Raw genomic sequence first — 24,078 nt, forward strand, 5'->3', positions numbered from 1 at the left:
TTCTCAAATGGCCCCTTAGAAGGAATCAATCGAAAAATTAAAGCACTCAAACGAACCTGTTATGGTTTTGCCAATCAAAAATTTTTCTTTTTAAGAATTGATTGTCTTTTTGTATAAAAAAATACCACCCACATTTCTGTGAGTGGTATCGATATCCATCAATACCAGTTGACAGATACCCTAAATTCCACGCATTAAAGGACATTAACTTAACAATTGATGCCGGTGAAACGGTTGTTTTAATCGGTCCGTCCGGTTCAGGAAAAAGTAGTCTAATCCGAACAATTAACGGCTTGGATCCAATTCGTGACGGTCAATTAATCGTTAATGGTTTTGACCTCGCTGATAAGAAAACCAACGTTAACTTGATTCGTAAAGACGTTGGAATGGTCTTCCAACATTTTAATCTTTATAATAACAAGAATGTTTTAGAAAACATAATGCTTGCGCCACGGATTGTTCTTAAACGACCAGAAAAGGAAAACCGTGAATTAGCAATGCAACTGCTTGAAAAGGTCGGTCTGGCTGATAAAGCTGATAATATACCGGCACAACTATCGGGTGGTCAAAAGCAACGGATTGCAATTGCCCGTAGCCTAGCAATGAAACCAAAGTGTCTCTTATTTGACGAACCCACAAGTGCACTGGATCCAGAAATGATTGACGATGTTCTTAACGTAATGAAAGATATTGCGGAGAATTCCAACATGACCATGCTAGTGGTTACCCACGAAATGGGATTTGCTCGGGATGTTGCCGACCGGGTTATTTTTATGGCTGATGGCCGGATCATTGAAGATGACTCTACTGAAAAGTTCTTTGGTGACCAGCCAACTACTCAACGGGCCCGCGACTTTATGAGTAAAATTAGCAGACATTAAGAGGAGGCCAAAACAATGAAAAAGATTTGGCACTTATTAACGATTGCTGCAGTCGCCCTTATTAGTATCACTGCTCTTTCTGGCTGTAGTTCCGTGGCTAATCAAGATGTTCTCAAGGTTGATCAAAAAAATAAGCAAATTACTTGGGGCGTTAAGGCTGATACTCGTCTTTTCGGTTTAGAAAATATTCGAACGGGAAAGCTTGAGGGGTTTGAAATTGATCTTGCTAAGGCAATGACTAAGGAAATCCTTGGGCCTAACGGAAAGGCTGTTTTCGTTCCCGTTACTAGCAGCACCCGAGTTCCACTACTAAAGAACGGTAATATTGATGCCATTATGGCAACAATGACAATTACGCCAGAACGGGAAAAGCAAGTTGATTTCACTAAGTCATATTTTGATGCTGGTCAATCTCTTTTAGTAAAAAAGGGCAGTCCGATCAAAAACATCCAAGATTTAGATAAGCCTGGCAAAGTTATCTTAGGGGTTTCTGGCTCTAATTCAGTTAAAAACGTGGCAAAGTATGCACCTAAAGCACGGGTTCTCCAGCTTTCAGACTACGCCCAAGCAATGACTGCCCTAAAATCTAAACAGGGGGATGCGTTAACCACGGATAACGGGATTCTTTACGGGATGGCAAGTGAAAATCCTGGTTATGAAGTTGTCGGTGGTAATTTTACTAAGGAGCCTTACGGAATCGCGGTAAATAAGAATCAAGCACCATTCAGGAACAGGTTAAATTGGGCCTTGGAACGACTTGAAAAAAACGGAACTTATAACCGCCTTCTTCTAAAATGGTTTGGTAACATTAAAGGGTTTAATTATCAGGAGATGAAGCGTTAAATGTTAGATATTATTACAACACAGTGGCATCCCCTACTCAACGGTTTGTGGAACACCATTCTCTGTAGTTTAATCGCACTTGTTGGTAGTTTAATAATCGGCACATTCTTTGCCCTATTAGAAATTTCTAAATATCGTATCGTTCGCTTAATTGGGAGTATCTATGTTGAAGTTTTTCGGAATATTCCTTTATTGGTAATTGCAATGGGCTTTTTCCTTATTGTTCCCATGTACATCACTAAAATAAGCGGTTTTGCTGCCGGAACAATCGGCTTAACCCTCTATACTTCCGCCTTCATTGCTGAAACTGTTCGGGCGGGAATCAATTCAGTTGAAGGTGGCCAACTGGAAGGGGCCCTTGCCAACGGACTAACGCACGCCCAGGCAATGCGTTATATCATCCTTCCCCAGGCATTTAGGGTTGTTATTCCGCCACTGGGTAACCAATTTATTAACTTGGTTAAGAACTCTTCTGTTCTTGCCTTTGTAGCCGGCTTTGACTTAATGTATGAAGGAAATCTGATCGCAAATGACACCTTACAAACAATGCCAACATATTTCATTGTCGGTGTCCTTTATCTGATCATTACCTTACCTCTCAGCTACTATATGCGTCACCTGGAAAAGAAACTAGCATAGGGAGGTGGATAATATGCAAAACTTTATTGATGCCTATTCATGGATTAATATTCGGTTCTTACTTCAAGGATTAGGAATTACCATTGAAATCTCCGTTGCCTCAATTATCTGTAGCTTTATCATCGGAACCTTGCTAGGAATCATCCGGTACGCCAAGATTAAGTATCTTTCAGCAATTATCGGTTTCATTATTGATTTAATTCGGAACCTTCCATTATTGCTAATCATCTTCTTTACGTACTTTGGTCTACCAAATATTGGAGTTAAACCCGAAATTATTCCGGCTGCTATTATGGCGCTAACCGTTTTCGAATCATCAATGGTTGCTGAAATTGTTCGTTCGGGAATTAATTCGATTGACTATGGTCAAACTGAAGGAGCGCTTGCCAATGGCCTTACTAAGTGGCAGGCTCTTCGGCTAATCGTTCTTCCACAAGCAATTAAAAACATGCTTCCCGCTCTTGTTAGCCAGTTCATCTCACTGGTTAAGGATACTTCACTAGCGACAATTATCGTCTTGCCAGAATTAATGTATCATGCTCAAATTATTTATGGTCAAAATACCAACTACATTATTCCAATGTTTGTTGCTTTGGCCGTTCTATACTTCATTGTTTGTTACTCGCTGTCCCTTCTTGCTCGTTACCTTGATAAACATTTAGCATAGGAAGAGAGTAACGGTATAGCTATAAAAAAATGATCCAGCTCTTAATTAAGAGTTAGATCATTTTTTATTTACCTTAATATTGAATCGAGTAGCCAAAATGCTGGTGTTCACCAGTTAGGCGCTTAACATGCCGCTCCATTACTTTTCTCCGAGTACCAAACATCATCCAAACGCTGAAACCACCAAAAATCACGAAGAGTATTAACAGTGCCCACCAGTCACCAGGAACTAAATCACCAGTAAGTTTAGTGGTTCCCGTTGCCAAGAAGCTAAACCAATCAAGACTAAAGTGCATTAGCATTGTTAACCATAATTGTCCCGTATAAACATAGACAACTGCTAAAAATAGTTCCAAAAGGCAAGCTACACCAACTTGATAGAACGTTAAATCAACTCTTTGACCACCCAAGTTAATCAGATGGGCGAACCCAAATAAGACCGAACTTGTAAAGATCGCTAACGGCAGTCGTTGCTTAACATTCCGCCATGCGTAAAAGAGGACTCCCAGCATTGCAAAGCGAAATAGGCTTCCTTCTGCTAATCCCGCTTCAAATGCTTGACATGTTAGTTTAAAGAACCCGCCTTTGGGCAACTGGTTGATTGCCATCATGTTACTGCCAAGCGGAACAACAAAAATTGCGATCATCAATAAGAGGATCCACCAATTAAAGTCTCCGCTCCAATTTGGCTTTAATCCCGGCCATGACAAGTGCCAAGCACGCATCACCGTTGTGGCAAAAATAAAGTAGGCAACTGCACCAACTGCTCCGGTTGCAAGTAAAGTTGATAATTTCTGATTATCAATTAAATCAAACGGTAAGGATGTAAAGGGAACAATTACAATCTGAAACATCCAAAGTACAAAGATAAACCGTTCAATACTCAATTCCATTTGTCCACCAATAACACTAGCAAAGGGAGCATACATCACGAAATAATACAAAATCATGATTGATACTACCCCTCGCGATGGCATGTGGAGTACCGTAATAATTTCCCGGGTAATAACGCCCCACGCAAAAGTTAGAATTATTGGCTGAGCTAATCCCTGAAGCCAGCAGTTAATCCTACTGATAATTGGGGGAACGTTCTCCCACAGTTCTTCAGAAAGCCCTATTCCGAGAATAATTACCATCCATAACAATTGCAGCCAAATATTACGGCCAAGTTCAAAGTTACGAATCATCATCATCATTAAAATAATTAAAGTCGCACCAATTTGAACTCGATACCAGATTTTTAAATAGTCTCTTCCAGTCATCGAGATTCCTCCAAATAAATAATTGCTTATACTGTTCGATCATACCAAATTAAGCAAACTAGTTTAAGCATTTATTTAAAATAAAAGGGGACAAGTCAAAATGAAGTCATAAATGAGTTCATTTTGACTTGTTCTCAGCTCTTAACTATTCGTTTTTGCCAGCACCAACTGGTTCTTTTTTAACGGTCTGCTTCTTATGGCCATTATTTTTTCGTTGTTGATGGTGGCTTTTCCGGTTATTATTGTTATTCTTTTCGTGATTAGCTTTCTTTTTGTTGCTTGGTTGACGATAATGATGGTTTTCATAATGACGATCGCCATTTAAAATCGTCACCATTGGAATAATCACTGGACGCCGACCTGTTCGCGCATAGAGAAGCTTCTGTAAGCGACTAATAATTGTCCGGTTAAGTGCTCGCCGATCCACGTGCTTATGGTTCTTAAAGGTATTCAAGATTGCCCAAAAGACTTCGTGGTTTGCCGCCTTAATTAGTTCTTGGGACTCATGCATGTATACAAATCCTCGAGAGACAATATCAGGTCCAGCAACAATTTGGTAATCTTTTAAATCAACAACCGCCACAGCAGTAACGACCCCTTCTTCAGAAAGAAGACGACGTTCATGGATTTCAGGATTACCAACAGTGTCACCAGCATCACGCCCATCAATGTACACGTCAGCGGCGCTCTCAATGTGATCCGCAATCCGTGCAGAATCCTTAGTTAATGCTAAGACATCACCATTAGCTAAGATGAAACTATTTTCTTGTGGTACACCGGTCATTTCTGCTAACTTAGTGTGAATTTTCTGCATCCGGTATTCACCATGAACTGGCGCAAAAAACTTCGGCTTCATTAACCGCAACATGAACTCTTCATCAATTTGGCCACCGTGTCCAGAGGTGTGGATATTATTAACGTATCCATGAATAACGTTGGCACCATCTTCTTCTAGCTTGTTAATCAACGCATTAACGCTAGTAGTATTACCAGGAATTGGATTACTTGAGAAGACAACGGTATCACCGGGCTGAATAGTAATTTGCCGGTGAGTACCATTAGCGATCCGACTCAGCGCTGCCATTGGCTCACCCTGAGAACCGGTACACATAATTAAAACCTTTTCCGGTGGATAATTATTAATTTCGTTCTGATCAATTAACGAATCCTTAGGAATATTAAGGTAGCCTAGTTCTTGTCCTGCCGTAATGGCATTTTCCATGCTTCGACCAAAGACAGCGATCTTTCGTCCTTGAGCGATCGCTGCATCTGAAGCCTCACGTAGTCGGTAAACATTTGAAGCAAATGATGCAAAAATGATTCGCCCCTTAATTCGTTCAAAGATCCGTCGAATGTGAATATCGACCCACCGTTCTGATTTAGTAAATTGTGGGCGCTCAGCATTAGTACTGTCAGATGTCAGAAGAAGGACGCCATCATCGCCAAGCTTGGCCATCTGTTGAAGATTTGGTCCTGGCAAGTGACCAACTGGAGTTAAATCAAATTTAAAGTCACCGGTTTGAACAATTGTTCCTTGAGGTGTATGAACTGCTACTCCCAAAGTATCAGGGATTGAGTGAGTAGTCCGGAAAAAGCTAACCCACAATTTTTTAAAGTGGACTTCATCGAATTCATTGATTTCATGAAGCTCTGCATCACGTAAAAGGTGCTTTTCTTCAAGTTTTCCCTTAATTAAAGACATTGCAAAAGGTCCTGCATATATTGGGGCATTTACTTTTTGCAAGAAAAATGGCAAACCACCAATGTGATCTTCATGACCGTGAGTGATAAAAATTCCCTTAATCTTATCCTTGTTTTCAATTAAGTAATCATAATTTTGAATTACGTAGTCGACCCCAAGGAGTTCATCTTCAGGGAAAAGCACACCACAGTCAATAATAATTATTTCATCTTGGAATTGAACACAATACATGTTCTTACCAATTTCGCCTAAGCCACCCATTGCATAAAAGGCAACTTCATTATTCTTGATATCTAATTTTGACATAATACCTTTCTTATACCTTTCTGTTTTCTTAATTTTTACTTATTTAAACAATAACGGAAAATTGTAAACCAAAAGACCCGCTTCTCAGAGAAGGGAACGGTTTTAACAATTGATGATTCAGTTTTATATTTTATATCCGTACTTAAAACTAATAACATTTTAACATAAATTATTTTTTTCTGCTATTATCCAAGAATCAAAAAATTCCTCGAAATAACAATAAAGTGACCTCCCTAAATTAATAAGGAGATCACTTTAATTATCATTTTTAGTAAATTTCAATTAATTGAGAAGCTGCCATTCTGCATCATAGCTGAAACGCGCTCACCATGGGCTTGCTCGATCTAACGACCTCCACCTCCGATGATGAAACGTCGTTCGGTGGAGAAATCGTTAGCCACCGGAAGATTTAACGGGCTCACACTATTCTTTCCTAGTCTTCCTTTGGTAATTGTTCTTCTTCTTTTTGCCAAAGTTTTTCTAATGGAACAATGGGTTGTCCTTCTTGATTAAACTTTACGTCGGTTAATTCACTAAGGACTTCCTCATACGCGGTCTTGCAAAGACGTTCGCTAATTTCCGCAAGTTCTTCTGCACCGTGGTAGGAATTTTCTTTCAAAACGTGGTTTATCGTCCCCATAACCTCATTTGAAGCCTTAGCCCCCATAATCTCACACGGGACAGCCGTAAACAATACTCTTCGTCAGGTTGCCACTTCAGTTGGAACGGCAATTATGATCTCAGTTTTAACCAATGTTACTAACAACAATAAGCCTGCTCATTCATTACTTAAAACTGCACCGCTACAATATAAGTCACAAATGTTTGATGCGACTTTAATGGGGTATCATTCAGCATTTTGGTTTGCAATCGCCTTTGCTCTGATTGGCCTTTGCTTAACTATCTTTGTAACAAGCGGCACGGGAATCCATGTAAAAATTGACGCAAATGATATTCAAAGAAAGGGGGATTCAAAATGATTATTGTCTTAATGTTTGGTTCCGCACTTGCGCTATTTGCCTGCGTAATGTTTATCAATCAACGCCTGACAAGAATTATTGGTACCCTTATTTTTGGTATTCTCTTTGTCAGCTCAACTGCTTTAATGACGTTAAATTACAGTCAGCACTTTGGAATGGAAAAAGTAACAACGACAACCCACCAAACTATTTATTCAGCAGCTAATCCTCTTCCAATTGCCGTTTACCAACCAGTTGGAACTAGTGGGCAAGAAAATGTCCTAATTTACAAGACCAACCAGAAGCAAAAGAAAGCTACTCATACTCAAGCAAATGAATATACGGTAAGTAAAATGAAATTTACTAACCGAATTACACCAGAATTGAAGACAACCGAAACGCGGTGGCAATTTAAGAACAGCTTTTACAGGGGACTCTTTTTGTGGTCGGGAATGAATGGAACGTTAATCAAGCGGACTAACATAATTGAATACCCACACGCCTTCATTAAGCTTACTGCATCTCAAGCTCAGCAACTTCAAAAAAGAATGACTGGTGTTAACAACTCACAAATTCAGGCTCAAGCGAAAAGCTTTGTAAGCGCAAAAGTTCAAGCTGCAATGTTAAAACAACCTAACTTGAGTGCTCATCAAATCCACCAAATATCACAACAGGCTGAGCAAGAATTCCTAGCTCAATTGATTAGAAAAAATTAAGTTCAATATTATGACGTAAAGAGACCGCTAAAAAGCAAAACGCTTTTTTAGCGGTCTCTTTTAGGTTAGCCATCCGGTATTGATAACCTTATTCTATTTACTTATCAGGAATTTCATTTATTTCCCGGGAAAATGTTAATTGTTTTAAAGTAAAAGGATCTTTAAATGATAGTTTAGTTGCCCAGAGTGCTTGATGCTGATACTTAGAAGTATCACCACCATAAAGGTGATCACCGATCAATGGGTGATTAATTGAAGCTAGATGAACTCGTATCTGGTGAGTACGTCCCGTATGCAACTGAACTCGCAGTTTAGTCCAGTCCGCACCTTCCGTCTCTACCCAATACTCGGTTATCGCACGTTGACCATTTTCAGCAACAACTCGTTGAATCTGGCCTTCACGACGAGCAATCGGCTTATTAATCATGCCGTGTTTCTCATCAAAGGTTCCTGATACAAATGCCGTATATTCCTTTAACATTTGGTGTTGCTGAACCTGTTGACTAATCATGCTAGATGCTACGTGATGCTTAGCAATCAAAAGTAACCCGCCGGTATACCGATCAAGCCGAGTAATTAAATGTGGCCGTTGATCAGCGGACTTTTCTTCAACCAGGTAGTGAACTGCACGATTAAGAACAGTTCCATTGTCAACAGTAGGTCCAGGAATTGACGTTACCCCCGCAGGCTTATCAATTACTAGCCAATTATCGTCCTCATAAACGATATCAAGAGGGGCATTACTCAATTTTGCTGATAAGTCACGCATCTCTGGTTGGGCAATTATAGTTAATGGCTGATTAGGCAATATTTTCGTCGTTGGTCGAACTTTTCGGTGATCAACCAAGAATTCACCCTGCCCCTTCTTTAAATCATTGAAAAGTCGGTGTCCCATTCCCAATGATTGAAGAAACTTCTTAATTTTAATTGGTTCGGCACCTTGATATTGCCAAGTATTTTCCATTTTTACCTCCAAATTATTCTTAAATAAAGAAAGACTGGGGAAGTTCCCCAGTCTTTCTTTATTTATTATGACGGTCCGTACGAGACTCGAACTCGTGATCTCATCCGTGACAGGGATGCGTCCTAAACCAACTAGACCAACGGACCATTTGACAACAAATAAAAGTATACGAAACTTCCTCTCAGGTGTCAACAACTTTTTAAATTTCCTTTTACTTCTTCATAAGTCATAAATACCTTATAATATTATTAGCATTCTATTGAGGAGGATACTATGGAATCCCTATATAAACGATTGTCTTCATGGTGGGCTAAATACGCGCGACCAATAAAGATTATCTTTGTAATCTCGGTTATTATCTTTGTCGTACATGCCCTAACAAGCTTTTTCAAAACCGTTGATTGGCACCGGGTTGGTACCGGGTTAAGCAATTTAACATGGTCAAACATTTTAATCCTACTTATTTTTGGTTGTATCGCAGTTGTTCCAATGCTAGGATACGATTTTGCAATTGTTAAATTTCTTCCCGGGAAATTCAAGCGATCATATATTATTCGCTGCGGCTGGATCACTAACACCCTTACAAACATTGCTGGTTTCGGTGGTGTCCTTGGTGCGACAATGCGAGCTTATTTTTATCGAAAGCACGCTAACAAAAAAGATATTTTATTAGCAATTTCCAAAATCGCTGTTTTCCTTTTGTCAGGACTTTCGGTACTTTGCTGGGTTGCCTTAGCTTTTATGTTTATTTTCCATCAGGGAGGCCATTTCAATCAATACGCACTCTGGCTTGTTGCCGGTGGCCTCTACTTCCCTGTTGTTTTTTACTTTACCCTAATTAATAATAATCGCTTATTTAAAGATGTTACACCGAAAATTGAGGGTCTTCTCGTCGGCAGCTCAACTTGTGAATGGCTCTTTGTTGCTCTTTTCTTCTTGCTAGTTGGGTGGTGTTTAGGTGTTCGCCATAATCTAGCATCAGTTTTACCCTTATATGTAGTTGCTCAACTGCTTGGGGTTATTTCTATGATTCCTGGTGCCCTTGGTTCCTTCGATGTCATGATGATGTTTGAATTATCATTAATGGGAGTTTCTAAACCAACAATTATTATTTGGCTCCTCCTCTTCAGAATTTTCTACTATATCGTGCCGCTAATTATTGCCGGAATTCTCTTCCTTCACGACTTAGCTCGGCAGGTTAATGACTTTTTTGATGGCTTGCCATTAGTTATTATTCAAAATACTGCTCACTTTCTTATCACAGCATTCATGTATATTTCTGGAATCTTAATGCTACTTGCCGCTGCGGTTCCCGACATTACAGCTGATAACAAGCTTTTTGCCCGACTTTATCCGTTTACTTTCTTTTTTATCCATCAATTATCCACAGTGCTATTCGCTATTGCTATGTTAGCTTGTGCCCGTGGATTAGCTTCGAAGGTTCAAAAAGCTTACTGGCCGACACTCGCTTTACTGTTGATCGGGATTATCAGCACCTGGTGGAATTTAAGAACAATGAGCCTAACCATTTATCTTGCCATTGTTTTAGTTCTTATTCTCCTTTCAAAACGAGGACTCTACCGCGCAAAACTTCAGTACTCAATTAGTAAATTTGCCACCGATCTTTTGATTTTTGCCGGAAGTTGTATTCTTTACGTTATTGTAGGAGTTCTTAACGCTCCTCAATATACCCGGTCGCATAAGATTCCAAACTTTTTCCTTTTTCCAGGCGAAAAAGTTTGGTTCTCTGGCTTAATCGGCCTGTTGCTTGGATTAATTCTGCTAGTTTTAATTTTACGTTACTTCTGCTCTGGCGCTGATCCGTTTGCTAAGCAGCAAAAGTTTGCTGCGGAGCGGGTCCATAAGGTAATTGAACAGTTTGGAGGTAGCCGAACTAGTCATCTTGCCTTCTTAAAAGATAAGAATCTGTACTTCTACCAAAAGGCTGACCAGGATCAACTATACTTTATGTACCGTCGCAACTATGACCGTTTAATCATTATGGGTGATCCTGTTGGGAACGCCGCTGAGATCCGGCCTGCCCTTCGCCAGTTTTTAACGGAAGCCGACCTTTATAATTACCAGTTAGTCTTTTATGAAGTCTCCGGTGAATTTACGATGTTGCTTCATGAATTTGGCTTTGATTTCATAAAAACTGGCGAAACTGGCCTAGTTCGCTTAGCAGACTTTACCCTAGCAGGAAAGAGACAACGGTCACAACGGGCGTTAATGCATAAATTTGATCGTGAAGGCTACCAATTTAATGTTGTAAAGCCTCCATTTGACGATGAATTCATGCAAAAATTAAAGGCTGTTTCCGATGATTGGCTTGGAAAACAAGTAGAAAAAGGCTTTTCCTTGGGATTCTTCTCGCCAAACTACATTCAGCAAGCACCGGTCGCAACAGTTACGGATCAAACTGGCAAAATCGTTGCCTTTGCTACCTTCATGCCAACCGGAGGAAAAAAGTATCTTACCATTGATTTAATGCGGCATACCCACAATGCTCCTTCGGGAATTATGGATAAAATTTTCATTAGTATGTTCTTATATGGTCAAGAACATGGCTACGAATACTTTGACCTAGGAATGGCCCCGCTATCAAATGTGGGTGAATCACAATTTAGTTTTCTTGGTGAAAAGGTTGCTCACTTTATCTACGAATATGGTTATCACTTATACGGTTTTCAGGGACTCCGACGGTATAAAAATAAGTATGCTAATGTTTGGGAATCTCGGTATACCGCATTCCGGAAATGGAGTTCAATTATTAACTCAATGCTCTCTCTCGTTAGCGTTATTAACCAACGTGCTGATAAGCAAGAAAAACGACCTTTCTTTTCTTGGATCGACCGTTAATTTGCCGCTAGTTTCAGATTGAACTATAATGATCGTGTAATCGTTTACACGATCATTTTTATTAGGAAGGCGAATATTATGGCTACCGTTTATCTATCAGCAAAATTACCAAAAGTGGCTACTGAAATATTAAATAAGGCTGCAATCTCCTATGAGGTTTTTGATGGGAAAGGCTTGATTTCGAAAGACGAGTTAATTAAGCATGTCAAAGACTGCAAAGTACTAATTACTCCGCTATCTACCCAAGTTGATCAAGAAGTAATTGATGCTGCACCAAAGCTTAAATTAATTGCCAACTTTGGTGCTGATTTTAACAACATTGATGTAAAATACGCCCGGAGCAAGGGAATCGACGTTACTAATACACCATTTGTTTCTTCAACTGCTACTGCCGAGGTTGCTAGTGGATTAGTTATCGCCTTAATGCGAAGAATTGTTGAAGGAGATCGCGTAATGCGTTCTGTTGGTTTTGATGGCTGGGCACCACTCTTCTTCCTTGGCCATGAATTAGCTGGCAAGACTTTAGGAATTGTTGGATTAGGAAGTATCGGGCGTGGAGTTGCACAACGTCTTCACGCATTTAACATGAAGATCATCTACACCCAACGCCGCCAAGCTGATCCAGCAACTGAAGCTCAATATTCTGCTGAATACGTTACACTTGACGAGTTATTAAAACGTTCTGACGTGGTTACTCTTCACTGTCCACTAACTCCAGAAACACACCATTTAATTGATGCCCCTCAATTCGCAATGATGAAGGATTCAGCATTCCTGATTAATTGTGCCCGCGGTCCCGTAATTAACGAAGCAGCCTTACTGAAGGCCCTTCAAGAGCATAAACTTGCCGGTGCCGCACTTGATGTTTATGAAGCTGAACCAAACGTTGCTGACGGCTTTAAGAACCTCGATAACGTTATTTTGACACCACACATTGGTAACGCCTCATTTGAAGCTCGAGACGCAATGGCTAAAATTGTTGCCACTAATGCCGTTAATGTTTTAAATGGTGAAACTGCTAAATACATTGTTAATAAATAGGATCAATAAAATCCTAACTAAACAAAGCGAGAACCGCCTGCGATCATTTCCGATCCGCAAGTGGTCCCCGCTTTTTTAATTAAATAATTATTACTTCACGTTCAAAATAGCAATAAATACAATAAAAATAAAGAAGAGGGCATACATAATTGGGTGTACTTCCTTACCCCGCTTAGCAGCAATCATGGTAAGTGGATACATAATTAATCCAAGAGCCATCCCATCTGAAATACTGTAAGTCAACGGCATACCAATAACAATTAGAAATGCCGGAATCGCAATTTCAAGTTTTTCCCAATGAACACGTTTCATTGACTGAGCCATTAATACTCCAACAATGATTAACGCTGGGGCAGTTACCTGGTTAGTAACTACGGGTAGTAATGGTGAGAAAAACATTCCTAAAATAAAACAAATCGCCGTTACCACTGAAGTCAAACCGGAACGACCACCAACCGCGATCCCTGCTGATGATTCGACATAGGCACCAACTGGCGAAGTTCCCAGGATCGAACCAACCAACATTGCACTTGAGTCAGACATTAAGGCTTTCCCAACCCGCGGCATTTTATTATCCTTCATAAAACCTGCCTGTTGAGCAAGACCGACTAATGTTCCCGCAGTATCGAAAAAGGTTACTAATAAGAAAGTCAAAACAACAACCCAAAGTTGAATAGTGTTAATATGGGAAAAATATTCAACACCAACGCCAAATGTTGGCTTTAAGCTTGGAGCACCTGAAATAACGTGGTGTGGCATTGGAATCAGTCCGGTAATTAATCCCGCAATTGCGGTCACCGCCATTCCAATAAAGATTGCCCCCGGAACCCTTTTAACCATCAAAATTGAGGTAACAATCAGGCCGATAATCGTTAGCCACGTTGTTGGTGTGGTAAATGAACCAAGACCAACAACGGTCGACTTGTTAGCGACGATCAAACCACCTTGATGAAGTCCTAAAAAAGCAATGAATAACCCAATTCCACTAGAAATTGCAAACTTCAAATCACTTGGAATTGCGTCAATAATCACTTCACGTAACTTAAAAATTGTAATGAGGATAAAAATCAGCGAAGCAACAAAAACAGCAGCTAGGGCAGTCTGCCAGTTAACTCCCATTCCAATAACAACGGAATACGAGAAGAAGGCGTTAATTCCTAGGGCTGGAGCAGTAGCAATCGGATACTTTGCATAAAGTCCCATCATTAACGTCCCGAACGCTGCGGAAAGAGCAGTTGCCGTGAATACCGCCCCTTGGTTCATCCCCGCTGCTCCCAAAACATTCGGGTTAACGAACAAAATGTATGACATCGAAATAAAAGTGGTGAACCCAGCTAAAATTTCCGTGCGAATGTTCGTATTTAATTCATTAAGCTTAAAATAATTGCTAATTGTGTTCAAGAGAAAATCCTCCAAACAGTAATTACGAACAAAACAACAAATGGTATCTTATAATATTCGCATTCATCTGTAAAGAGGAATTTTAGATAAAATTTAGATATTTTGGGCAAGGTAATCGTACAACATGTCCTTCTTAATTTGCTTTGTATCAACCCCTAAGACTTCTGCAATCTTAAAGGCGTAAGCAAGAGCGGTTGCTGGACCACGACTAGTAAGGATCTTAGCCTTCTCATCAACTACAGTAATTTCTTTGTGGAAACGGGCGGTCGGTACTTCCTTTTGAATTTCTTCATTTATTCCAGGATAGCAAGTGTAATCGTGATTGTCTAACAAGCCATAACGAGCAAGTGCTATTGGCGCAGCACACATTGCAGCATCCCACTTACCTTCCTGGTTACGCTGAATCATTAATTGCTTTAATTGTTCGTTATCACGAAGTCGTTTCGAGGCACCCATACCGCCTGGGAAAGCAACAAGATCATACTCCAACAGCTGATCACTCACCAGCTCATCACAAGTTAATTTAATATTATGGGCGCCAAGGACTTCCTGATCTTCAAGGCCAACCATTTTAGTATCAATACCAAGACGACGCAATACATCAATCACCGTTAGTCCTTCAATTTCTTCGCAACCTGGTGCAAATACAACTGCAACTTCTGGCATAGCTTAAGATCTCCTTCTTTAATTCTTCATTCTAATCATTAACTATTTTTGTTATTTCTGTCATTACCTGATCGGCCTCTGGCATCCGGTATACTGGAAAAATATGTGGTAAATCGCGTCCAACAACAAACTTAACGGCCACTCCAGCATCACGAAGCTTCTGGACAAATAAGGCGCTATCTGGATACATAATCTCTCGAGTACCCACACAAATAAAGACATCCCGCAACTGGCTAACATCGCCATTAATTGGACTCAACCTGTAATCATCATGCTTTTCACTTGCAGCCCACAGTTTAGCTACTCGCCGTAATCCCTTAACCGATAAGGTCACGTCATGATCTTCATACTTGGTGATTGTCGGGTTATCTAAGTCGAGATCTAACCAGGGAGATATTAAAATTAAGTGTCCTGGTTGTGGCAAGTCGGCTGCTGCACAATATTCACAAAAACCTGCAGCCAAACCACCACTGGCAGAGTCACCCAGGAGTGTAATGTTACTTACCGGAACTTAATCATAAACCCGTTGATATAACTGGGTAATTTCCCGATATGCCGTTTTAAACTGGTGCTGTGGAAGGTGAGAATATAGGACAACATAAACACGGGCCCCCGTTTCTTGGGCTAACCGGTCAGCAAATAACCACTGCTCCTTTACGGGCGACTCAATATACGCTCCACCCGGCAAATAAATAATTGCCTTTTGTGGGCCTGGCTGTTCATTTAAAACATAGGTTCTCGCTAACGTGTTGGGTAATTTACGCAAGCTAACACTAAACGGGACCGCCGGCATCACAAAGTCTTCTTCACTTTCTTGTCGTGCTTCCGTAAGCATCTGGTGAAATTTTTGCTCATCAGTCATCCGTTGCTTAAAGCCACTCACCTGGATTTGTAATTCAACAAATGTTGCTCGTTGTGAACGGTGTTGACCACAGCATATTAATTCACGAATACTTTGACCAAAATTGCTAGCAAGCTCAGAAGCAACCTGGTGTTGAAATTTTGGTAATTTTCTCATGAGCTGTTGGGCTCCTCTTAATAAACTAGTCGAGTTTCCCCGGCCTTACTATAAATAGTTACTCCCATCGTAACACGATTTCAGCACCCAGCTCCATTCAATTTTATTAAGTTTTGTCTTAAAATTAACTAAAAAGGAAGTAATCTCAATGCATCAAGAATCTCTTTTTGCCCAATCAAATAATAACACTCCGCTAGCTAACCGTATCCGTCCCCAAACCCTTGAGGAATTTATGGGGCAACAACAATTAATTGGGAACGGCAAGGTTCTTCGTGACCTAATTGAACACGATCAGGTATCCTCACTTATTTTATGGGGACCACCTGGTGTCGGCAAAACCACGTTAGCGGAAATAATTGCTCAACAAACAAAGTCCCATTTCATTACCTTTAGTGCTGTTACAAGTAGTATTCGTGATATCCGAAAAATTATGGAAGAAGCGGAGAAAAATCGTGAATTTGGCGAACGAACAATTTGCTTCATCGACGAAATTCACCGCTTTAATAAGGCTCAACAAGATGCCTTTCTTCCCTTTGTTGAACGGGGAAGTATTATTCTAATTGGGGCAACAACAGAAAACCCTTCTTTTGAAATTAACTCTGCCTTACTTAGTCGGTGTAAAGTTTTCGTCCTTAAATCATTAACGGTAAATGATATTATTGCGATCCTTAAAAGAGCAATCAACCACCCAGCTGGTTTCCCGGGAATTAAGGTTGACTACAATGATGACGTTTTAACAATGATTGCAGAATTTGCCAATGGTGATGCACGAGTTGCTCTCAACACTCTTGAAATGGCCGTGCTAAATGCTGATCACCACGATCATCAAGTGAATTTAACAATTGATAGCCTCAAGCAGCTAATCAATACTAAATCGTTACGCTACGATCAGCACGGTGAAGAACACTATAACGTTATCTCCGCACTCCACAAATCAATGCGCAATAGCGATGTTGACGCAGCGATCTACTGGTGTTCACGAATGATTGACGGTGGTGAAGACCCGCTTTACATTGCTAGGCGATTAGTCCGGTTCGCCAGTGAAGATATTGGTCTTGCCGATACTAATGCATTAACCGTTGCTATTAACACTTTCCAAGCTTGCAAATTTCTTGGTGTCCCGGAATGTGACGTTCACCTAACAGAGTGTGTTATCTACCTATCACTGGCACCCAAGTCAAATGCGGTCTATCAAGCACGAATAACTGCGAAGAAAGTGATTAAAAAGACCGGTAATTTACCGTTTCCCCTCCAAATTCGGAATGCACCAACAAAATTAATGAAGGAGCTTCATTATGGTGATCACTATCAATATGCCCATGATACTAAGGATAAGCTAACTTCAATGAAAACAATGCCACCAGAATTGACGAGTCAACAGTTTTATGAGCCAACAAGTCAGGGACGCGAAGGACGGTTTAAAGCCCGGATGGAGCAAATCAAAGAATGGCATCGAAAAAATAATAATCAATAACTAATACAAGAGCGTGAAAGCTTAGCCACACCTGGCTTAGTCTCCACGCTCTTCACTTTTTACAGATTGCTTTTGATTTCGTCTCCACATCACAACAACCATTACTAATGAAATAGTAATAAGGGTCAATGCAGTAATTACAATGTTTCTATACCCATTGTATAGAATGTGACGCATCTCAGGTAACAACGATGCTGGTAAACTACTTGCTGTCTTAGCGTTAGATAATTTATTTAGCATTGCCATTGTGATCCCGTGATGGTGTTTAATCCCTTGTAACAGGGCATTATTAAGGATTACCCCATAAATTGCCGACATGAAAGTTTGACTAAGGATCCGCATCAAGTACCCCATTGATGTTGCAATTGGAACATCTCGTAACTCAGCGTCAGTCTGAACATTAATCTGAAGAATGTTGAAAACCAAACCAACACCGAATCCTTCAAACGCCCCAAGAATCATGATTAACCAGAATGGTGATTTCTGACCGCCAAGCAAAAGACCAAGGAATGAAATAAAAATTGTCAAAGCACCTAAGCCAACAATCTCATACTTCGACCATCGATCCTGAATAAACGGGACTAGTTCAGAGCCAAGAAAATCAGTCACTGCTCCAGGAATTTGGGTCATCCCACCAAGTAATGCCGATAACCCAAGAAGTCCCTGAGCCCACATCGGAATATAAATAACAAAAGCGATAAAGGAGCCCCAGATAATCACGAAGAGCATGAAGTCGATTACTAATTCATGATTAGTAAATAACCGGTTCGGCACAATTGGGTCAGTGGCTTGCTGATCAACTTTTACCATCCACCATAATAATGCTTCACCAATAATCATTAGACCAAGAATTACAGGAAGCGAGGCAACCCCGATTAATTGGACGGCAATTAAAATCAACATTAGACTACTAACTAGCAGCGTTGCTCCCAAGTAATCAATCGGTTTACCAGCTGCCTGTTTATTAACGTTCTTATAAAAGAGCGCAATAATCGTAATCGCAATCAACGCAATCGGCACATTAACATAGAATACCCAGTGCCAGCTAAGTGCATCAACGATCCACCCACCAAGAAGAGGACCAATAATTGAGGCGGTCCCAAAGCAAGCACTTGATAGGCCAAGCACCGTGGCCCGTTTCTTTAGGTTGGTATAGATTTCGGCAAAGACAATAAATGGAATGGTGTTCATTCCACCAGCACCAATTCCCATTATTGCCCGGGCAATAATAAACCAGGTGATATTTGGAGCAAGTCCCTGAAAAATCGCCCCAATCGCAAAAAGAGAGGTTGCGCTAATGTAAGCAATCTTATTCCCCTTATGTTCACCAAACTTACTCCACAATGGAGTTGCAACGGCCATCCCAAATAAGAAAATCGCTACTATCCATCCCATATACTGAAGAGCGTGCAAGTCACTAGTAATTGCCGGTAATGCCGTATTAACAATCGTCCCGTCCATTCCCGCCATAATATTAGATAGTAATAAGGCTCCCGTAACGATTGTTCGTCGTTGTTTTAATTCCAAATTCTCGTCCCCTCCCCAGAATAAAGATAGCGGGTTCCGCAGCATTCCGCTTCACCCGCTCTCAATCGAATATTTTCTAGTTGATAACTAGTCATGTATTATACAAAGAGTTGAAAATGAACTCAACCTCTTTTCAATTTTAAATCAGTATTTAGTTAGTCTCTTTAATGAACTTCCCTAGCCTTTGCCAATCACGCAAAATAGTTGGCTCTAGTTTTCGACTATACAAAACTGCAGCCGGATGATACATCGGTACCAACAAGGAATTGGTTGTTGCTAACTCATAACCGCTGCCATCTTTTTTAGCGTGCTGAATTGGTTGATTCAACAATTGGCCGTGAAGTTTACCAATATTAGCTTTTGGACCCAGTAACCGTTGCAACGCAGTGTTGCCTAGTGGCACGATTATTTTAGGTTGAACCTGAGCAAGTTCCCAATCAAAAAGATTAGCAAACGCTAGAACTTCCTTTTTTGTTGGCGTCCGGTTTGGTTTTTTTACTATCTTAGTACCAGTTTTCTTATCAACAACCTCTTTTATTGAGTATGGTCGTTGGCGAACAACACTGGTGATATAGACACTATTACGGTCATAACCAATCGTTGCTAACATTTTCATTAGTTCCTTACCAGAGGCCCCCGAAAAAGGAATATTATGAACTTCCTCATGGCGACCAGGCGCTTCACCAACTAACATCAAATCAGGCTTTCGTTTCCCTTGACCAGGAGTAAAACCCGCAAGATTTCGTCCAGCAACTCGTTGGCGAACCTCAGCTAAAAGATTTTGTGGATATTGAATGATCATTTCATCACTCCCATATTAACCGTTATGCCGCCACTTTGGATCTGTAATGATTCGGGCAGTAATTAAACCAAGCGGTAAGAAAACAACAATTAGGAGGGCCTTAGTAATCCAGAGTGCACCAACACTAATTGAGGTTAGTCCCATGTTATACATTGCTTGGTACATATATAATCCAGGAACCATAATTACGATCGAAGGAACGGTAATTGAAATTTGTGGATAGTGAATTTTCCGTTTAACAATTGAAGCTAATAACCCAGCGATCAATGCTCCAATAAACGCACAGGCGCCAGCAGGAATATTACTATAATCTACCAATTCCAGGCGAGTCGTGTTAGCAACTGCCCCAATTAGTCCCGCAACTGTTGCCATCTTCGGCGTACTATTAAACATAATTGAGAAGCCAAAAACACCACCAAAACTCGTCACAACCCGTAACAGCATTAACATTAATGGTGGTAGCGGTAGGGCCGCTAACGTTCCTGGGCGTAGGCGGACTGCCATTGCCACAATCCACCCCACTAACGTTGCTACCACAATAATGGTCACTGCGTAGGCAAGTCGTTCAAGTCCTGATCGCATATCCAACTTAGAAATATCTAGGCCACTAGTAATGAATGGGAAGCCGGGAATAATGAACAGCATTGCCCCAATATATCCCGTTTCGTGACGTGGACTAATGTGAAATAACCATTGCATCCCAACAAAAGCAAAAAGATAAAAAAGACAAGCAACTGCAACCCCAACGGAAACACAGGCTAATAATGTAATATGACGATCGATTAACTTCCGCCGAACATAGTTTCCTAAGCCCGCGCCAAGAAAACAACAGGCCATTTCAACAGGTCCACCGCCAAGAAGGAAAACGAAACAGCTACAAGCTAAAGCGGCCGCTAACCCAACCTGAATCGGCGTATAATTTCCTCGACTATGAGCAATTTTCTCAAGTCGATTATGAATTTCACCAATTGTCATCTCACTGCCATGTTCATGGAATTCATCGATGAACCGTTCCATCTGGGATAATTTACTCGTATTAATCCCGGTACTTGGTAACGACAGTGCTTGGGTATAGCTATGGTGAGCATCCATACAAGTATACTCTAGTGAAACCAGTCCAATATCAGCCGAACAGGTCATCTTTAATTCACGGGCAACAATATTCATTGAGTCACGAACTCGCCAAGCTCCCGTTCCGTATGACAGCATCATTAAACCAATTCGGCCAGCAATCGCAGCTCGCTCTACTAAGTTCGCATCACCTGCTGGCGTAAAATTATCATTAGTAAAGAAATCTTGCCACGGGATTGCCATATGGTGGTGTGTCGAAATGTGTTCTGCGGGTTCGAATCCCATTATCCCTTCTGTGTCTTCTGCGTCACTTTTTTTCATGACTGCTCTTCCTCCATCAATTCCGTTCAGTTTAAATTCACATAAATAATTATACCGACCTTGTCAACTGCTAATTATCAAGTTGAATTCGTTTTACTCGCTGAATAAAGTCCCGCTCGTCATCACTAAGAACGTATCCTTCCCGGATTACGATTGAAATGTAAAACTTTTCTGGAATTGGATCAAGAATATCTAACGCCTTAATTCCCGGCTCATTTGTTGCAGCATCCTTAACCATCAAGCTAATTCCCTTATCCTGTCGAACAAGCTCCTTAATCCAAGAGATATTTGGCAACCGATAAACAACGATTTGAGGCTTAATCTGAGCATATGTACAATATGCCTGAAATGCAGATTGATGAACATATTGCTGATCATAATTAATAAATTTCTGCGTCGCTAATTCATTAAAATAAACAGCATCCTTTTGAGCAAGTGAATTTTGTTCGCTAATAATGATTCCAAATGGCCGTGTTGCTACTAGTTCAGTAAAAATACCATCTTCATTAATTGGTGCAGTCGAACCCAAAATAGCAATATCAATTTTCCCCTTCCGTAACTGGTTAAGCAAATCGTGGGATCCGACCGAGGTTATTCGGAGACGCGAAAGTAAGTCACCAGAAAATTCCTCAACAATTTTAGAAATATATAGTTTCCCAATAATTGGTGGTAAGCCAAATCGAATCTGCTTTTGGTTAGCACGGCTAATTTCCTTCCGGGTTAAATCAATCTTGTCATTAATCAGAACGGCATTTTCATAAAGAAGTAACCCACTTCGCGTAATCATTTCATCACGATGGAAGCGATCCTTACGAACTAATTGGGTATTAAATTCCCTTTCTAATCGTTGAATTGCTTGAGTAATGCTCGGCTGGGAGACCTTAAATTCTTTAGCAACCCGTGTGTAATTTTTATATTTAACTAACGCAACAAAATACTGTAAATCGCGGGTATTCATTTTTGTTCCTTCCTTTTTTCGATACATAATCATATCTTACGCCATAACTAAACAGAACGGCAAGCAGATAATAATGACAAGCGTAATTAATTATCTCCGAATACAAAAAAACAGACTGACGAAAATAATTAATTTTCGTCAGTCTGTTAGTTAATTTTCTATTTTAACAATTTAAGTGGTTGAGTAACTGAGTCAAAACGCGCTCGCCCTAGTTTAAACGTGCTTTGCTCAAGTTTCCTAGAGCTAGCAACCTCCTTCCGCAGTAGCTGACTGAACTTTATACCCATAAAGTTCTAGTCATCCTTGCAAGGGTTCACAGACGAAAACAAGTTTTCTGGTTCACCGCTTAGGCGCAAGTCGCCTTCGTCAGGAGAAATTGCTAGCTTTCCGGAAACTCTTTGGAGCGAAGGCACTCTTTTTTAAACATGCTCAGCCTAAGCTCCCTCAAGATAACGACCTCTCTCCTAGGCGCTAGTCGCCTTCGTCGAGAGAAATCGTTATCATCCGGGAGCTTTTTACGGCTTCGCACTCTCTAATTACCACATACCCAATACTTTCATCCAGAGACTTCCGATACCGATCCAAACAACGATGTAGAAGATCCCCAGAATGAAGTTGAGTGACCACCACTTGGATTGAGGAACGTAACCAGAACCAAAGAGGACTGGTGCAGGACCTGAAGCGTAGTGCGTAGTCGATGCCATTAAGTTACCAAAGAACCCAAGCATCAAAGCGGCTAACATTGGTGGAACGTTAGCAGAAATTGCCACTGCCAAGAAGGCACTGTACATTGCAGTAACGTGGGCAGTCGAACTAGCAAAGAGGTAGTGGGAGTAGAAGTAAACCACAATCAGGATGATTAATACTAATACCCAATTCATTCCGTGAAGTGAGCTACCAACAGCCTTACTTAACCATGGAATAAATCCTAAGCTTGTCAATGAACCAGCCATCATAACCAGAACAGAGAACCATGTTAATGTGTTCCAAGCACCAGTTTCATGCAAAACGTCTTGCCAACTGAGAACCCCAGTTAAGAGGAGTAATCCTAATGCAATGAAGGCAGCCAAAGTTGCATCAATCCCAATAAAGCTACCAACAATCCAAAGTACCAAGGCTAAAACAAAGATTACAGCCATCAACTTTTCTGGAAGGGTCATTGGTCCCATTTCAGTAAGTTGATCTTCAGCCCATTGCTTAGCATTAGGTGTTTCCTTAATTTCAGGCGGATATATCTTGTAAATCAACCATGGGACAACAATTAACGAAATAACACCAGGTACCAATGCAGCTAAGAACCAGCCAACCCAGGTAACATTAACGCCATTTCCCTTAGCAAGGGTTTGAACTAGCGGGTTAGCAGCCATTGCCGTCATGAACATTGCAGCGGTAATCATATCACCATGGTATTCAGCAAAGATTAAGAATGAACCAATCTTTCGGGATGTTCCCTTTTTGGGGTCTGAACCAAATGATTGTGATAATGATTCAATAATTGGGTATAGGACACCACCAGCACGAGCAGTGTTACTTGGAGTAGCCGGTGCCAAGATGAGGTCAACCCCAATTAATGAATAAGCTAAACCAAGGGTTCGCTTACCAAAGGCCTTAACAAAGTTCAATGCAATCCGCCGGCCGAGTCCGGTCTTGATAAATCCACGAGCAATGAAGAATGCCATTGCAATCATCCAGATGGAGGCATTCCCAAACCCAACAATTGCCTTTTCCATTGGTACAGTCTTTGTCAATACCGTTAAGGCAAACGCAACAATTGATACTCCACCAATTGGTAATGGTCGAGTGATACATGCAATAATCGTTGCAACGAATAAGGCAAACATATGCCAACCGGCAACTGGAACTGCAGCTGGCTTAATTGGGGTCATAAACCATAAGATTAGACCAACAATAACAGGCCAAATGAACCCCTTATAATTTACACTTTCTAATTTTTTCATCTTTCCGTCCCTTAATAAATAGTAATAATTGCTTTCGGTGGTAT

The 24,078-nt window shown here is 40.7% G+C and carries 20 protein-coding genes, 1 tRNA gene and 2 pseudogenes; 10 read left to right on the top strand and 13 right to left on the bottom strand.

Annotated features, from left to right (window positions below):
• From HUK45_RS06310 to HUK45_RS06330, 5 genes are all read left to right on the top strand, one after another.
• A partial coding sequence (locus HUK45_RS06310; RefSeq protein WP_191910853.1) for a transposase occupies positions 1-117 on the top strand: 117 nt, incomplete at its 5' end.
• 44 nt (positions 118-161) lie between these two features.
• Positions 162-881 (top strand): amino acid ABC transporter ATP-binding protein, encoded by a 720-nt coding sequence (locus HUK45_RS06315; RefSeq protein ID WP_191911661.1) that lies wholly within the window; start codon positions 162-164, stop codon positions 879-881.
• A 15-nt stretch (positions 882-896) separates the two neighbouring features.
• Positions 897-1,724, top strand: a complete 828-nt coding sequence (locus HUK45_RS06320) for a transporter substrate-binding domain-containing protein (RefSeq protein WP_191911608.1) — start codon at positions 897-899, stop codon at positions 1,722-1,724.
• Positions 1,725-2,363, top strand: a complete 639-nt coding sequence (locus tag HUK45_RS06325; RefSeq protein WP_102168171.1) for an amino acid ABC transporter permease — start codon at positions 1,725-1,727, stop codon at positions 2,361-2,363.
• A gap of 13 nt (positions 2,364-2,376) precedes the next feature.
• Positions 2,377-3,030, top strand: coding sequence for an amino acid ABC transporter permease (locus HUK45_RS06330; protein ID WP_191911609.1), 654 nt, complete (start codon positions 2,377-2,379; stop codon positions 3,028-3,030).
• A gap of 73 nt (positions 3,031-3,103) precedes the next feature.
• Here the strand turns inward: HUK45_RS06330 and HUK45_RS06335 are convergent, their stop codons facing one another.
• The 3 genes from HUK45_RS06335 to HUK45_RS06345 all read right to left on the bottom strand — a co-directional run bounded on the left by HUK45_RS06335 (position 3,104) and on the right by HUK45_RS06345 (position 6,993).
• The gene (locus HUK45_RS06335) at positions 3,104-4,291 is read right to left on the bottom strand and encodes a CPBP family intramembrane glutamic endopeptidase (protein ID WP_191911610.1); all 1,188 of its coding nucleotides are present in this window, start codon (positions 4,289-4,291) and stop codon (positions 3,104-3,106) included.
• Between the two features lie 145 nt (positions 4,292-4,436).
• Positions 4,437-6,299: a ribonuclease J1 gene (gene rnjA / locus HUK45_RS06340; RefSeq protein ID WP_191911611.1), complete on the bottom strand. Its 1,863-nt coding sequence runs from the start codon at positions 6,297-6,299 to the stop codon at positions 4,437-4,439.
• Positions 6,300-6,732: 433 nt separating this feature from the next.
• A complete protein-coding gene (locus HUK45_RS06345) occupies positions 6,733-6,993 on the bottom strand; it encodes a hypothetical protein (RefSeq protein ID WP_191911612.1) in 261 nt (86 codons plus the stop codon).
• Between HUK45_RS06345 and HUK45_RS06350 the strand changes: the two are divergent.
• Together HUK45_RS06350 and HUK45_RS06355 are read left to right on the top strand one after the other, a co-directional pair.
• Positions 6,965-7,279 (top strand): annotated as a pseudogene (locus tag HUK45_RS06350) (MFS transporter); the annotation flags it as partial. The gene HUK45_RS06345 and the pseudogene HUK45_RS06350 overlap by 29 nt on opposite strands.
• Positions 7,276-7,974, top strand: a complete 699-nt coding sequence (locus HUK45_RS06355) for a DUF4811 domain-containing protein (protein ID WP_191911613.1) — start codon at positions 7,276-7,278, stop codon at positions 7,972-7,974. The pseudogene HUK45_RS06350 and the gene HUK45_RS06355, both read left to right, overlap by 4 nt.
• A gap of 97 nt (positions 7,975-8,071) precedes the next feature.
• On the opposite strand, the gene HUK45_RS06360 is transcribed toward HUK45_RS06355, so the two are convergent.
• Both HUK45_RS06360 and HUK45_RS06365 read right to left on the bottom strand, forming a co-directional pair.
• Positions 8,072-8,938 (bottom strand): RluA family pseudouridine synthase, encoded by an 867-nt coding sequence (locus tag HUK45_RS06360; protein WP_191911614.1) that lies wholly within the window; start codon positions 8,936-8,938, stop codon positions 8,072-8,074.
• A 71-nt stretch (positions 8,939-9,009) separates the two neighbouring features.
• Positions 9,010-9,084: transfer RNA gene (locus HUK45_RS06365), tRNA-Asp, on the bottom strand.
• Between the two features lie 127 nt (positions 9,085-9,211).
• Here HUK45_RS06365 and mprF point away from each other — a divergent pair.
• Positions 9,212-11,797, top strand: a complete 2,586-nt coding sequence (gene mprF, locus HUK45_RS06370) for a bifunctional lysylphosphatidylglycerol flippase/synthetase MprF (protein ID WP_191911615.1) — start codon at positions 9,212-9,214, stop codon at positions 11,795-11,797.
• 78 nt (positions 11,798-11,875) lie between these two features.
• A complete protein-coding gene (locus HUK45_RS06375; RefSeq protein ID WP_191911616.1) occupies positions 11,876-12,838 on the top strand; it encodes a 2-hydroxyacid dehydrogenase family protein in 963 nt (320 codons plus the stop codon).
• 90 nt (positions 12,839-12,928) lie between these two features.
• Here HUK45_RS06375 and HUK45_RS06380 read toward each other — a convergent pair whose 3' ends face one another.
• From HUK45_RS06380 to HUK45_RS06390, 3 genes and pseudogenes are all read right to left on the bottom strand, one after another.
• Positions 12,929-14,239, bottom strand: a complete 1,311-nt coding sequence (locus tag HUK45_RS06380; protein WP_206683792.1) for an NCS2 family permease — start codon at positions 14,237-14,239, stop codon at positions 12,929-12,931.
• Positions 14,240-14,332: 93 nt separating this feature from the next.
• Positions 14,333-14,905, bottom strand: a complete 573-nt coding sequence (locus tag HUK45_RS06385) for a DJ-1 family glyoxalase III (protein WP_191911617.1) — start codon at positions 14,903-14,905, stop codon at positions 14,333-14,335.
• A gap of 31 nt (positions 14,906-14,936) precedes the next feature.
• A pseudogene (locus HUK45_RS06390) lies at positions 14,937-15,923 on the bottom strand (alpha/beta hydrolase fold domain-containing protein).
• A gap of 148 nt (positions 15,924-16,071) precedes the next feature.
• Between HUK45_RS06390 and HUK45_RS06395 the strand changes: the two are divergent.
• Positions 16,072-17,397, top strand: a complete 1,326-nt coding sequence (locus tag HUK45_RS06395; RefSeq protein WP_191911618.1) for a replication-associated recombination protein A — start codon at positions 16,072-16,074, stop codon at positions 17,395-17,397.
• Between the two features lie 36 nt (positions 17,398-17,433).
• Here HUK45_RS06395 and HUK45_RS06400 read toward each other — a convergent pair whose 3' ends face one another.
• The 5 genes from HUK45_RS06400 to HUK45_RS06420 all read right to left on the bottom strand — a co-directional run bounded on the left by HUK45_RS06400 (position 17,434) and on the right by HUK45_RS06420 (position 24,034).
• Positions 17,434-18,969, bottom strand: coding sequence for an MFS transporter (locus tag HUK45_RS06400; RefSeq protein ID WP_191911619.1), 1,536 nt, complete (start codon positions 18,967-18,969; stop codon positions 17,434-17,436).
• Positions 18,970-19,075: 106 nt separating this feature from the next.
• On the bottom strand, positions 19,076-19,726 hold the full coding sequence (locus HUK45_RS06405; RefSeq protein WP_191911620.1) for a uracil-DNA glycosylase: 651 nt from the start codon (positions 19,724-19,726) through the stop codon (positions 19,076-19,078).
• A 15-nt stretch (positions 19,727-19,741) separates the two neighbouring features.
• The gene (locus HUK45_RS06410) at positions 19,742-21,082 is read right to left on the bottom strand and encodes a threonine/serine exporter family protein (protein WP_191911663.1); all 1,341 of its coding nucleotides are present in this window, start codon (positions 21,080-21,082) and stop codon (positions 19,742-19,744) included.
• A gap of 106 nt (positions 21,083-21,188) precedes the next feature.
• Positions 21,189-22,076, bottom strand: coding sequence for a LysR family transcriptional regulator (locus tag HUK45_RS06415; RefSeq protein WP_191911621.1), 888 nt, complete (start codon positions 22,074-22,076; stop codon positions 21,189-21,191).
• A 536-nt stretch (positions 22,077-22,612) separates the two neighbouring features.
• Positions 22,613-24,034, bottom strand: a complete 1,422-nt coding sequence (locus HUK45_RS06420; RefSeq protein WP_191911622.1) for an anion permease — start codon at positions 24,032-24,034, stop codon at positions 22,613-22,615.
• Between the last annotated feature and the right edge of the window lie 44 nt (positions 24,035-24,078).

It is taken from the genome of Limosilactobacillus urinaemulieris (assembly GCF_014838745.1).
Classification (GTDB): Bacteria; Bacillota; Bacilli; order Lactobacillales; family Lactobacillaceae; genus Limosilactobacillus; species Limosilactobacillus urinaemulieris.